We start from the raw sequence: 12,137 nt of genomic DNA, 5'->3' as shown, positions 1-12,137 counted from the left end.
AAGCGTGCTAGAGCAGTACGAGCGCGAGAGCGCCCAGCGCGATGGGCGCGCCGATCGCTATGCCCGCGGTTGAAGCGTGGCCGAGCAGGCGGTGCGCCCTCAGGGTCGGCGTCGACACCTCCCACCTGCTGACCGTGAGGGGCTCATCGCGGAGGGCTAGGCCGATGAACGGGTACGCCTCGACATCTTCGACGAATGCCGGCCGGCTTCCATCGGGCAGCACGAGGTTGCTGCTCGCTCCGCGCCAGCTCGCCCGGAACGATGCGCGCATGGCCTCTGCCTGCGTCGAGAAGGACGTGAGTCGAGGCGTCGCGGTCAGCCGGCCCTTATCGAACGTCGCGAGGCCAGAGGCGATCACCGTGCCGACCAGCTGTCGCACCGCCTCGTGGTCCCGCGCGAGCGCCGGGTCAATGAAGTCCCGCATGATCGTGCTGGGGCGCGCGCGGTGGAGCGCTGCGTCGGCTATCGATCCCAGCGGTCCCGACCAGTCATCGAGCAACGGCATGCAGGCGATGCTAGCCGACAATCGATTGCCGTCGGGTCGCGGGGACGCGGGGCTGCGGGTGCCGGCGCTGGTGCGCCTCCGCTGCGACGGGTTTGAAGCGAGCGCGCTTCATTGCGGCGTGAAGGCGGGATGCGAGGCTGTGGTGTGGTCACGCCGCCGCGCCCCGGCAACGTCGCAGCACACCGCGCACTCGCACACCGATGCCGTGACCTGAATCGCCGGTTCCGCCCTGACGAGACGAAAGTGCTTCAGGGCGGCGACGGCGCGTGTCGGGCTTCCTCGCGTTGCGGCTGCAGGGCATGGGCGGCCACTGCGCGATCTCCGTCGCCGCTGTGCCATCAGTGTCCACGTGGAGCACTTCGGCCCCTGGGAGGCTCTCGCGCGGTGCGCGAAGCCTGCCGGGCGCCCACTGAGCGAGCCGGCGTGAGCGGTCAGCGACCGAGGGGGAGAGGTGACGGTGACTTGGTGACGCCGAACGCGAACGTCGTGGTGATGGCCCCGAGGCCGGGAATGGGACGGATGGCGCGACGCAGGAGAACCTCGTACTCGGCGAACGATCCGACCGTGATCTTCGCCATGTAGTCGTCGTCGCCCGCAAGCAGATGGGCCTCGACGACCTCGGGAGTGTCGCGCAGCGCCTGCTCGACGCCGTCGACCACCTCTGGCGTGTGGCGAACGAGCTTGAGTCGGGCGAACGCTGTGATCGCGAGTCCCACGGCGGCTGCGTCGACGGTCGCGCGGTAGCCTGCGATCGCGCCCTCGGCCTCCAGCCTCCGTACGCGTCGCAGGCATGGGGAAGGCGAGAGCCCGACGCGGTCGGCGAGGGCCTGGTTGGTGAGCCGTCCGTCGGATTGCAGCTCGCGCAGGATGTCGAGGTCGATCTCATCGAGTGTTATCACACACACAGATTGGCAGAATCTGCCAACTGGAGTCGCTCGTGGGGTCAAAATTGCTATCACCTGCCCTGATCACTTTTCTAGTCTTGCGGCATGTCGAAAACTGTTCCCGCCCACCGGGCAGCCCTCGGGTCGACCGCCGTCGGCGTGCTCGCGATGCTCGTTGCGCTGACCGCGTGGTCGGGCTTCGCGCTTTCGCTTCGTGGAGCGTCACGCTCGTCGCTCGAGCTCGCTGATATCGCGGCGATACGCTTCGCAGTGCCGGCTCTCGCGCTTGCGTGGCGTGTTCCTCGCACGCTCCGCGCGCTGCGTCTCGAGAATCGCGGCGCCCTCGCAGCGCTCTGTGTCGGTGCGGGAGCGCCCTATGTCGCGATCGTCGCTGCTGGTGGGGCCTTGACGAGCGCGACGTTCGTCGGGCTGATGACGCCGGGCACGGTTCCGCTCGCGGTAGCGGGCCTGCGCGCAATGTCTCGTCGGGGAACGGCAACGCGAACCCAGGGTCTCGGCCTCGTGCTGATCGGGAGCGGGGCCACCGCGTACGCCGTTCGGTCGGACTTGCCGGCCGAGGGGATCGTGCTTCTCGCTCTTGCCGCCGTCCTGTGGGGCGCCTACACGCTCGCGGTTCACGAGACCACGCTCGATCCGCTCGACGTGACGGTCCTCGTGGCGGTCCCATCCGCGGTCGCCGTTGCCGTCGTCGCGATGACAGGCGCGATGCCGTCGGCGCTGTTGGCGGGAACCGCGCAGGCGGTCGACGTCGTCGCCTTCGTCGTCGTGCAGGGGCTGCTTGTCGGGGTCCTATCGAGCGTCGCATACGCGGCTGCCGCGCGCAGGCTTGGAGCGGCTGCGGCGGCGGGGTTCGGGACCCTGTCGCCTGCGATCACCGCCCTGATGGCGACGCGAGCGGGCGAGCCGCTCGCCGGGGTGACCGCGGTCGCGCTCGTCATGGTCGTGGCGGGGTCGGCGACGCCGCTGGTGGCGAAGTCGGCGTCGCGGCTGCGGAAGAGGCATCGGGGCGACGTCAAGCTGGTCGCAGGGTGAATCGCGCCGGTCGGAAGGATGAGGCGACCGTGCGTCTGGATGACGCCGGCACTGGCCAGCGCGAGAGCGTTGTCGAGGCAGGTGGCGACCTGAGCACCATTCCGGTCGAACGTCTTGGGGTGCGCTTCGTGCGCTTCCCGCGTGGTTGAGGATCCTTTGTTCACGGGAAGCGGACGCTCCAGTGCGCGACGCGCGGGGCGTGGCGCGATTGTCGGCGCAGCACGCCCCGCGTCGCCTTGGTGTCCGTGTCGTCACCCGAGGACGGCGTCGCGTGGGAGGAGCGCCGCCACGGCGGACCCGGCCAGCGCAGCGAGACCACCGGCGACGAGCGCAACAGTGAATGCGTGCGCGCTCGGATTCCCCGCACTGGTCGCGAGCTCCGCGAGCAGCGTGCCGATGCCTGCCGCGGCGAGGCTCGAGCCGATCGACCGGACGAGCGTGTTCAGCGAGTTCGCGCCAGCGGTGTGCTCGGGCGGCGTGAAGCCGATGATGATCATCGGGATCGCCGCATACGCCAGCCCGATGCCCACGTTGCACACCATCACGGCCGCCATGAGGCCCGCGGTGGAGTCCATCTCCAGCGCCGCGAGAGCGTACCCGCAGGCGATCACCACCGCGCCGCACATGAGCGTGACGCGATAGCCGATCGCCCGGCCGAGCCGTGCGGCGAAGGGGGCCGCGAGCATCATTACCATGCCGCCGGGAAGCAGCAGCAGGCCTGCGCGCAGCATCGACTGGCCGAGCCCGAAGCCGGTCTCGACCGGCAGCTGGAGCACTTGCGGGATCACCAGGGACTGGGCGTACATCGAGGCGCCCACCAGGAGCGATGCGAGGTGGGCGAGAGCAGGGCCCCGTCGCGCCGCACCGCGCACGTCCACCAACGGATGCTTGCTGGCGAGCTCGACGGCCACGAATGCCAGCATGGCCGTGGTAGCCACCCCGATGAGCAGGAGCGTCTGGCCGCTCGCCCAGCCCCAGCGACCTCCCTGGGAGATCGCGAGCAGCAGCGCCAGCAGCGCGACGGTGAGAAGTGTGGCGCCCGCCGTGTCGAAGCGCTGGCGCGCCTCGCCGGCCCGGGACCGGCGGCGGGGTGGCACGGCGTGCCACGTGAGCACGGCGGCGACCGTCGCCAGCGCGGCGACCCCCCAGTAGGTGACGTGCCAGTCGGCGTACTGCGAAAGGGCCGCGGAGGCGGGAACCGTGATCGCGCCGCCGATGCCGGTGGAGGCGCCGACGATGGCGGTGGCGCCGCCCACGCGATCGGCTGGCAGCACCTCGCGCAGCAGGCTCAATCCGAGCGGGACGATGCCCATGCCGAGGCCCTGCAGTGCGCGGCCCGCGACCATGACCTCCAGGCTGCTGGCGGTGGCGCACAGCAGGGAGCCGCCGATCAGCGGCGCCAGGCTGACGAGCACCATCCTGCGGGCGCCGTACATGTCGCCCAGGCGGCCCGCGATGGGCACCGCGACAGCGGAGGCGACCAGCGTGACGGTGACGGCCCACGCGGTGTCGGTGGGAGAGGCGTGGAAGATCTCCGGGAGCAGGCCGAGGATCGGGACGATGAGAGTCTGCACAGCGGCCGCGAGGCCTCCCGCGAGCGCCAGCGCCGCGGTCACCGCACCTGTGCGCACCGGCGGGGTGGGGGCGGCGGTGGGAGGTCCCGGCCGGCCCGCCGAGACCGCGGCGGTCATGCCGCACGCTCCGCGATGAGCGAGGAGGCTGCGCCGCACGCGGCGTGCACGTCGATGAGACGACGCCCGCGCTTGATGGTCGTCGACACGCGCTGCTTGCGGAGCACCGACTGATAAGTGGGATAGCCGGCGAACCAGAGGACGAGGCCGACCAGGCCGATCAGGAGTGCGCCCGCCGATCCGCCGCCTTCCCACTGGAACACCGAGATCGCGAGCGGCACGCAGCCGAGCGCTCCGAGCGTGCCGGCGGCGGCGACCGCACGACGCTCGGCGAGGCCCGAGAGGAACTCGACGTCGGCGAGCGCCGCGTGGCACTCGGCCTCGAGCGCGGCGAGCTCCGGGTCGGTACCCAGCGCGTAGTCGCGCTTGAGGCGCAGCTCCACGGTCGGCTTGGGACGATGCGTGGTGGACGCGCCCTCGACGCTCCACCCGAAGGCGCGTCGGGCGTCGACGTGCATGGCCTCGTGGTCGCGCGGTACCTCGACGGTGACGTAGTCGTATCCGGTGTAGCGGTGGGTCATGACGGCCTCCTCGGCAGCTCAGCCCGGTCCGATACCAGGCGATGGCTCGATGGTCACGGAGGCGAGCCCCCGGCGCGTCGTGCCGGTGCACCGAGCCGAGTACTGCATCCGCGGTACCCGCACCGCTCCTGAGGGACCACGACGCGCGCTGCGGGGGATGCCACCATGGGCCCATGCCCCCGTCCCCGTCCCCGTCCCCTGGATCTCGCCTGTCCGTCACCCCGGACTCGGTCACGCTCGCCGCGCGCGCGCTGGTGACGCTCATCGCGCTCGTGGTCGTCGCGGTGGCCGCACCCGCGGGCGAGTTCGCCGAGGTCGCGGCAGCGCTGGTGATCACAATCGGCGTGTGGCTGCCCGCGCACCGCTGGGCCATCGCCCTCGCACTGATCGCGGCGGCGCCTCTCGTGGATGCCGCCGCCTCGACGGACCCGGCGGGCGTATTCTCCATGGCAGCGTTCGCCTCGTTGGTGTTGGCCGTGCGCGAGCCCCGGGCGCTGCTGATCGGCGGGGTGATCGGTGCGAGCGCCCTCGTGGGCGTGGCGCTCAATGTGGGCGCGGTGGCGCCCACGCAGGAGGTGTCGCCGTCGATCGCTCTGTTCTCGGTGATGGTGCTCACCAGTGTCGGCGCAGCGGTGCGCGCGACCTGGCAGTCGCGGCTTGACGTCGCCGCTCGCCTCGAGGCGGCCGAGCTTGCACGCGCCACAGCCGTCGAGCGAGGCGTCGCCGAGGAGCGGCTGAGGATCGCGCGGGACCTGCACGACAGCATCGGCCACCAGATCGCGGTGGTGAGCATGCGCATCGGCGCGGCCGAGGTGGCCCTTCCCGACGATGCCGACGCGTCCGCGCGGGCGCTCGGCGAGGCGCGCGCCGCGGTTCAGGCGGTGCTGCGTGAGACACAGGACACGCTGCGGGTGCTGCGCGACCCCTCGGAGCCGGAGCCCGGCGCGCCCGTGCCTGGTGCGTCGACACCCGGTGCGTCTGATGTCGTGGCGCTGATCGAGACCTGGCGCGATGCGGGCATGCGCGTGGACGCCACGATGGACTCCATCGGCGACCTCAGCCCACGGGTCGCCGCGACCGTGTTCCGCATCGTCCAGGAGTCCCTGACCAACGCTCATCGCCACGGCGCCGGGGGAGCGGACGTCGAGGTCCGACGCCTGGTGGACGGCGGCGTGCGCGTCAGCGTCGCGAACCTGCGCGCCGCGCGGGTGCGCGACCTCACCACGCCCAGCGGGGGATCGGGCGTCGCGGGCATGCGCGAGCGCGCCCGATCCGTGGGCGGGACCCTGACCGCGCAAGCGGACGGGTCCCACTTCCAGGTCACCGCGGTGCTGCCGCAGGAGGAGGGACGATGATCGCCGTGCTGCTGGTCGACGACCAGGAGATGCTCCGCGCGGGACTGCGCACCATCCTCGAGGCGCACGCGGACATCGAGGTCGCCGGCGAGGTCGGCGATGGCCTGTCGGCCGTCCGTGCGGTCGAGACGCAGCACGTCGACGTGGTGCTCCTCGATCTGCGCATGCCGGGCATCGACGGGGTCGAGACCACCCGGCGGCTGCGTGCGCGTGACGACGGCGGCCCACGCATCCTCGTGCTCACCACATTCGATGAGGACGCCAACGTGCTCGCCGCGCTGCGCGCCGGCGCCGACGGCTTCCTCAGCAAGGGCGCGGGACCGCGTGAGCTCACGGATGCGATCGTTGCTGTCGCCGAGGGTCGTCACGCGCTGTGCGCGAGCGCGGTCGGTGCCCTCGTGGGACACGTCAGCGAGACGCCTGCCCGTGCCGTCGACGAGGACAAGGCGCGGCTTTTTGCGGCGCTCACCGACCGTGAGCGCGAGGTGGTCGGGCTGATCGTCGAGGGGCTCGACAACATCGAGATCTCGAAGCGGATCTTCATCTCGCCGTTCACCGTCAAGACCCACGCGAACCGCGCCATGATGAAGGTCCATGCACGCGACCGGGCGCAGCTCGTGTCGTTCGCGGTGCAGGCGGGCATCGCTCCGTGACGGTGACCCAGCGGCCCGCGCCGTCGGAAACGGAGGCGCGCCGACGCATCGTCCTGCCAGGAGCGTGGCGCGATCCTCGACGCCGCACCATCCGGATGGCGGCCCTCGCGGTCCCGTGGCACCTGATGCTCACCGCCTGGAAGGGCGCCCTGTGGGCAGTGCAGCCCTCGTGGTTCATGGCCGGCAACGTCGCCTTCGCGCTGGGGCTCATCGTCGCCAAGACGATGGTGGTGGTCGCTCACCGGCGCGAGGCCGGACAGCCGGACCATGGTGCGGCGCAAGCCACCTACCGCCGCGTCGGTGCCGTCCTCATCGCATCGTCCGCGCTCTACATGGCGATGTCCGTCCCGCTCATGCTGGGCAGCGCCGATGCGGTCCACTACGACGAGCGCGTCGCGATCGGGATCGCGACGGTGACCTTCACCGAGCTCGGCATCGCGGTCGGCGGCATCATCGCGTCGCGCCGCCGCCGGGACCTCCTCTCGGAAGCGCTGAAGCTGAGCAACCTCGCCGCGGCGCTGGTGCTGGTGGTGCTCACCCAGAGCGCGCTCCTCGCCGCGACCGACGGCGGCTCGACCGGCACCGCGAACGGCGGTCTCGGCGTGTTGGTCGGCGGCGCCGGCATCGCGATCGGAATCCACGCGTTGCGGCGACCGCTCGCGGATGCGGGCGCGCCGACGCTCGTCCACGGGTAGCGGGCGCGCCCGCGCTCTCGCCTGACGTCGCCATGCCGACTTGCCGTGCTCGGCGGCGTGCGACGCGCCGTTGACGTGCTCGGCCGCGTCGCCGCACAGGAACAGCGCCACCGGAGCGATGCGGTCGGTCTCGCCCACGTGCCTGACGGGGGAGGCCCCGACGACGCCCCGAGGCCGAACGTGCTTCACGGAGGACTGCGCGCCGCGCGACTCGCGTGTCAATGCATCGCCCTACGATGCCCCTGTGACCAGAGCCGTTGACCGCAGGCCCGCGCGTGACAGGACTCGCGCGACCCTTCTCTCCGCGATACGTGCCAGTGACGGTGTCACCCGCGGTGAGCTTGCCGATCTCACGGGACTTCCGCCGAGCACCGTCACGCACGCCGTGGGGGCGTTGCTCGAGTCCGGCGAGGTCGTCGAGTCAGAGCTCGAGTCGAAGGGACGAGGTGCCGGTCGGGGGCGACCCGGTCGAGTGCTCCGAGCGGCGATCGGTGAGCACCACGTGGTCGCCCTGGACATCGGGCATACCCGTGTCATCGCTGCCATCGGTGACTCACGCGGCAACCTCGTCGCGAGCGAACGCCGCGAGATGGATGTCGATGTCGACTCGACGGCCGCCCTCGATGTTGCCGCGCGTCTGATCTCGGCGGTCTCGACCATGGCGGGGAGCCCTGTGATCGCGAAGTGCGTGGCGGCCTTCGCGCTACCCATCGAGGCCGAGTCGGGTCGCGTCCGGGCGAGCGTAGGGCTGTCGGCGTGGGACGGCATTGCCCCTGGTGACGAGATCTTCAAGCGCACGGGGATTCCGACGCACGTGGAGAACGACGCGTTGTTGGGCGCCTTGGGCGAGATCGGAGCCGGCGTGGCTGCGGGGAAGCGGGATGTGCTCTACCTCAAGGTCTCCCATGGCATCGGCGCCGGGTTGGTGCTGGGAGGGAGGCCCTACCGTGGCGCGAACGGCTTGGCGGGCGATATCGGCCACATCAAGGTCGCCGGCCGCAGCGAGCTGTGTCGATGCGGGGAGCGGGGCTGCCTTGAGGCGACGATCTCGCTGACCTCGATCGCCGATCAGATCGCCGCCACCCACCACGGCGCCGAGGTGCCGTTCGGCGCTCACGACGCCATCGACGCAGTGACTTCGCGGATCCTGCAGGACGCGGGGCGCGAGCTGGGTGCCGTCGTGGCCCAGGTCGCCAATCTGCTCAATCCCGAGTGCGTGGTGATCGGCGGCACCATGGCCACGGCGCATGCGACGTTCTTCGAGGGGATCCAGTGGGCGGTGCGGGAGTACGCGCGTCCGACCATCGCCGCCCGGACGGAAGTGAGGCTTGCCGCTCTGGACGGGCTCTCGACGCTCCATGGTGCGCTTCTTATTGCCGCAAGGACTGTTGTTGCCGCACGATAATCGACGATGACCGCTTGAATAAGCCGCCGCCAACCTTGATTTTGCCAAACTGAGATCAATCAAATGGCGATAATGGCTCTAATGTGTTGACTGCCATCGAGTATTCCGCCAGAGTCGGCTCGTGCAAAGACGTACACCTTCCGGACCTGAATCCTCGGAGCCGTGGGCGGAGCCTCTCGCGGATGCCCCGCTGAAGCTGCCGACGATCGTCGACGATGTGGCCGTCATCCAAGAGGTGGTCTACGCGAGCCGTGTCGGGTACCGGCCGCTGACCCTCGATCTGTACGCGCCTGCCGATGCGTGGGATCCGGTGGGCGGACCGGCGTCCGAGCGGCGGTACCCGGCGGTTGTCTGGATCCATGGCGGCGCGTTCCGGCTGGGGTCCAAGAGCCTGCTGCCGACGTTCCTTGAGGAGGCTGACTTCTTCCGCCGGCTGGTGCGCGCGGGCTTCGTCGTCGCGGCCATCGACTACCGGCTGTCCTCGGAGGCGAGGTGGCCGGCGCAGTTGCTCGACGTGCGCGCTGCCATCCGGTGGCTGCGTGGCCGGGCTGACGAGGTCGGTGTGTCGACGCAGGCGATCGCCGTGTGGGGGGAGTCGGCGGGAGCGCACCTCGCGGCGAGCGCCGGCATCCGAGGCGATCGGACCCACCCCGATGAGGAGCCGTACCTGCCGTTGCCCTCCGTCGCGGCGATCGTCGACTGGTACGGACCGTCGAACTTCGCGTTGATGGACACGCAGGCGACTGTCGACGCGCTGCAGGTCCACGACGCGCCGGACTCGCCCGAGTCAGTGTTGCTGGGAGCACCCGTGCAGCAGGCGCCCGAGCTGGTCGCCGACGCGGACCCCGCGACGCACGTGGCTTCAGGCTGTCCGCCCATCCTCATCCGCCATGGCGTGCGGGACCGGCTGGTGCCGTTCGGCCAGAGCCTTCATCTCGCATCGGCCCTGGAAAGGGCGGGCGCGGACGTGCGGCTCCGTCCCGTCGAGGGTGCCGACCACGTCTTCGAAGGCCACCCCCGTCCCGTCGCGTTCGTGGACGAGGCGATCGACTTCCTCCGCGAGGTGATGCCGTCGGCATCGTCGCGCTCCATCCTTGGGACCTCACGATGAAAGGCATGCTCATGAGTGAACGCGTCAAGGACGACGCGCCGGCCGCCAAGTCGGCTCCGGGAGGGTCGCGCGACGCGCTGCCGAGCCTCCTCCGGAACGGGATCAGGATCCGAGCGCTCACCGGAGCGGACTGGTTCAGCGCGCTGGCCGCGCTGGTCCTCCTGGTCGCCGTGATCGGGATCATGAACCCCGCGTTCCTCAACTCGACGCAGCTGATCAACGTGGTCCAGCAGTCGGTGTACATCGCCCTCATGGCGGCGGGCATCGCGTTCCTGGTGACGCAGGGCGAGGTTGACCTGTCTGTCGCGGGCAACTACGTGCTGACCAGCATCGTGGCGTCGGTGCTGATCCAGGGCGGCATGAACCCGTGGATCGCCGCCGCGATCGCGCTGTGCGGGGCGGTCGCCGTCGGTGCACTCAACGCGCTCATCGTCCAGGGCATCGGCATCAACTCGCTCATCGCGACGCTCGCGATGGGGTGGGTGCTGCGTGGCCTCGCCGCCGCGGTGTCGGAGGGCAAGCAGATCATCGGGATGCCGGTCGACAACTCCTTCTTCCGGATCCTCGGCGGCGAGAAGTGGCTGGGCCTCCCGGTCTCCGTGTGGATCCTCATCGTCGTGGTCGTGGTGCTCACCGTGGTGCTGCGCGCGACACCCTTCGGGTACCGGGTCCGCGAGATCGGCTCGAACGAGGACGCGGCGCGGTTCGCGGGCATCCCCGTGGGGCGCACCAAGACGTACGCCTTCCTGCTGAGCGGCGGCCTCGCCGGCCTGGCCGGTCTGCTGGGCCTCGCCTTCTTCACCAGCGGAGACCCGACCTCGGGAGGCGGGTTCGAGCTGTTCGCCGTCGCCGGCGCCGTCATCGGCGGCAACCCCCTCACCGGCGGTACCGCGACCATCTTCGGCGCCGTGATCGGCGCGATCCTGCTCAAGACCGTCGGCGTGGGGCTCGTCTACTTCTCCATCCCCGCGGTGTGGAGCCAGTTCGCCACCGGCGCGATCATCATCCTCGCCGTCTCGCTCAACGGGCTCATGGCCCGGCGCAAGCAGAGGCGACGGCAGACCTGAACACCGTTCACCCGTCCACCACCCCATTAGCAGGTTCCAACAAAGGAGAGCAGTGACAATGAAGTCCATCCCCACCAGCCTGCGCGGGCGCATCGGCGTCCTCGCCGCGACTGCAGCCGTCACCGCGCTGACCCTTGCCGGGTGCAGCTCGTCGACGCCGGAGGCGACCACCACCGGCGAGCCGACGGGCGCGACCGAGCCCACCGTGGAGTCCACCCTCGAGCCGGGCTCGATCAAGCTGGGCATCGCCTACTGGGACACCATCACCTACGCGTTCCAGCTCATGCTCAAGGGCTCGGAGGCGGTCGCGGCCAACGACCCCGCGATCGCGCTCGAGTCCACCGCCCCCGACTCCGGCGACCCGTCGAAGCTGCTGCCTCTGTTCCAGGCCGTGGCCCAGACACAGACCGACGGCGTGGTCCTCCAGGCGCTCGCCGCTGACCCGTTCTACCGTCCGGTGCTCGACACGACCGAGAGCGGCACCCCGGTCATCGCGATCGACGCGCCGCCGCCGGCCGACGCCGGTGTGGACCTGTTCATCACGAACGACAACACCGAGCTGGGCCGCATGCTCGCCCGCGAGCTGCTCAAGGACCTGGACCCCGAGTCCACCGGTCAGATCGTCATCGGCACCAACGGGCCCGCGGTCCCGCCGCTCATGGCCCGCGTCGACGGCATGATCGAGGTCATCAACGACGAGTTCCCGAACGTCGAGGTGGTGGGCCCGATCTCCACGTACGGCACCGCCGGCTCGCCTCAGGAGAACTACGACGCGTGGGACGGCATCTACCGCCAGTACCCCGACGCCCTCGCGTACATGGCGCCGGGTGCGCAGGACGCGGTCTCGCTCGGCCAGGTCCAGTCCAAGAACGGCGTCGAGCTGCTCGCGGGCGGCATGGACCTCGAGCCTGGCTCGCTCGATGCGGTCAAGTCCGGCGCGGTCGCCGTGCTCGTCTCGCCGGAGCACTGGCTCAAGGGCTACATCGCGACCAAGATCCTCGCGATGCACGCCGAGGACGGATTCGAGATCCCCGTAGGCACGTGGGACACCGGCGGCCTGGTGGTGACGGCGGACAACATCGACGAGGTCCTCGCCCGCCAGGCGAGCGACGACTCGATGCGCGAGGCGCTCGCCCCCGTGGGTGACGAGCAGATCGCGAACTACCAGGACTACATCACCGAGTAAGGCGGAGCACC

General features: G+C 70.6%; 12 protein-coding genes and 1 pseudogene. 9 read left to right on the top strand and 4 right to left on the bottom strand.

What is annotated here, in order from left to right; genetic code table 11:
* Positions 1 to 7: 7 nt before the first annotated feature.
* A complete protein-coding gene (locus AOM04_RS07880; RefSeq protein ID WP_062464222.1) occupies positions 8 to 505 on the bottom strand; it encodes a hypothetical protein in 498 nt (165 codons plus the stop codon).
* Positions 506 to 936: 431 nt separating this feature from the next.
* On the bottom strand, positions 937 to 1,404 hold the full coding sequence (locus AOM04_RS07875) for an Lrp/AsnC family transcriptional regulator (protein ID WP_062464221.1): 468 nt from the start codon (positions 1,402 to 1,404) through the stop codon (positions 937 to 939).
* Between the two features lie 90 nt (positions 1,405 to 1,494).
* Between AOM04_RS07875 and AOM04_RS07870 the strand changes: the two genes are divergently transcribed.
* Positions 1,495 to 2,442: an EamA family transporter gene (locus tag AOM04_RS07870; RefSeq protein WP_062464220.1), complete on the top strand. Its 948-nt coding sequence runs from the start codon at positions 1,495 to 1,497 to the stop codon at positions 2,440 to 2,442.
* Between the two features lie 251 nt (positions 2,443 to 2,693).
* On the opposite strand, the gene AOM04_RS14550 is transcribed toward AOM04_RS07870, so the two are convergent.
* Positions 2,694 to 4,133 carry an MFS transporter gene (locus AOM04_RS14550; protein WP_062464219.1) on the bottom strand — a complete coding sequence of 480 codons (1,440 nt, stop codon included), beginning with the start codon at positions 4,131 to 4,133 and terminating at the stop codon, positions 2,694 to 2,696.
* Positions 4,130 to 4,654: a hypothetical protein gene (locus tag AOM04_RS14545; protein ID WP_062464218.1), complete on the bottom strand. Its 525-nt coding sequence runs from the start codon at positions 4,652 to 4,654 to the stop codon at positions 4,130 to 4,132. Before AOM04_RS14545 ends, AOM04_RS14550 begins: the two co-directional genes overlap by 4 nt.
* 173 nt (positions 4,655 to 4,827) lie before the next feature.
* Between AOM04_RS14545 and AOM04_RS07855 the strand changes: the two genes are divergently transcribed.
* The 8 genes and pseudogenes from AOM04_RS07855 (at position 4,828) to AOM04_RS07825 (ending at position 12,126) form a co-directional block, all read left to right on the top strand.
* Positions 4,828 to 6,009, top strand: a complete 1,182-nt coding sequence (locus AOM04_RS07855; RefSeq protein ID WP_062464217.1) for a sensor histidine kinase — start codon at positions 4,828 to 4,830, stop codon at positions 6,007 to 6,009.
* Positions 6,006 to 6,662 (top strand): response regulator transcription factor, encoded by a 657-nt coding sequence (locus AOM04_RS07850; protein WP_062464216.1) that lies wholly within the window; start codon positions 6,006 to 6,008, stop codon positions 6,660 to 6,662. Before AOM04_RS07855 ends, AOM04_RS07850 begins: the two co-directional genes overlap by 4 nt.
* A 95-nt stretch (positions 6,663 to 6,757) precedes the next feature.
* On the top strand, positions 6,758 to 7,357 hold the full coding sequence (locus AOM04_RS07845) for a hypothetical protein (protein ID WP_062464215.1): 600 nt from the start codon (positions 6,758 to 6,760) through the stop codon (positions 7,355 to 7,357).
* Positions 7,358 to 7,475: 118 nt separating this feature from the next.
* Positions 7,476 to 7,754: pseudogene (locus tag AOM04_RS15095) on the top strand (winged helix-turn-helix transcriptional regulator); the annotation flags it as partial.
* A 105-nt stretch (positions 7,755 to 7,859) separates the two neighbouring features.
* The gene (locus AOM04_RS07840; protein WP_228373664.1) at positions 7,860 to 8,762 is read left to right on the top strand and encodes an ROK family protein; all 903 of its coding nucleotides are present in this window, start codon (positions 7,860 to 7,862) and stop codon (positions 8,760 to 8,762) included.
* A gap of 217 nt (positions 8,763 to 8,979) precedes the next feature.
* Entirely contained in the window at positions 8,980 to 9,873 is an 894-nt protein-coding gene (locus AOM04_RS07835; RefSeq protein ID WP_062464213.1) for an alpha/beta hydrolase, read from the top strand.
* Positions 9,874 to 9,884: 11 nt separating this feature from the next.
* A complete protein-coding gene (locus AOM04_RS07830) occupies positions 9,885 to 10,940 on the top strand; it encodes an ABC transporter permease (protein WP_062464452.1) in 1,056 nt (351 codons plus the stop codon).
* A 58-nt stretch (positions 10,941 to 10,998) separates the two neighbouring features.
* The gene (locus AOM04_RS07825; protein ID WP_062464212.1) at positions 10,999 to 12,126 is read left to right on the top strand and encodes a sugar ABC transporter substrate-binding protein; all 1,128 of its coding nucleotides are present in this window, start codon (positions 10,999 to 11,001) and stop codon (positions 12,124 to 12,126) included.
* The last annotated feature ends 11 nt before the right edge of the window (positions 12,127 to 12,137 follow it).

Origin of the sequence: Demequina soli, assembly GCF_000971195.1 — a bacterium.
Lineage (GTDB): Bacteria > Actinomycetota > Actinomycetes > Actinomycetales > Demequinaceae > Demequina > Demequina soli.
Note: the sequence above shows the minus strand (reverse complement) of the source record. Positions and strands in the feature narration are given on the sequence as shown.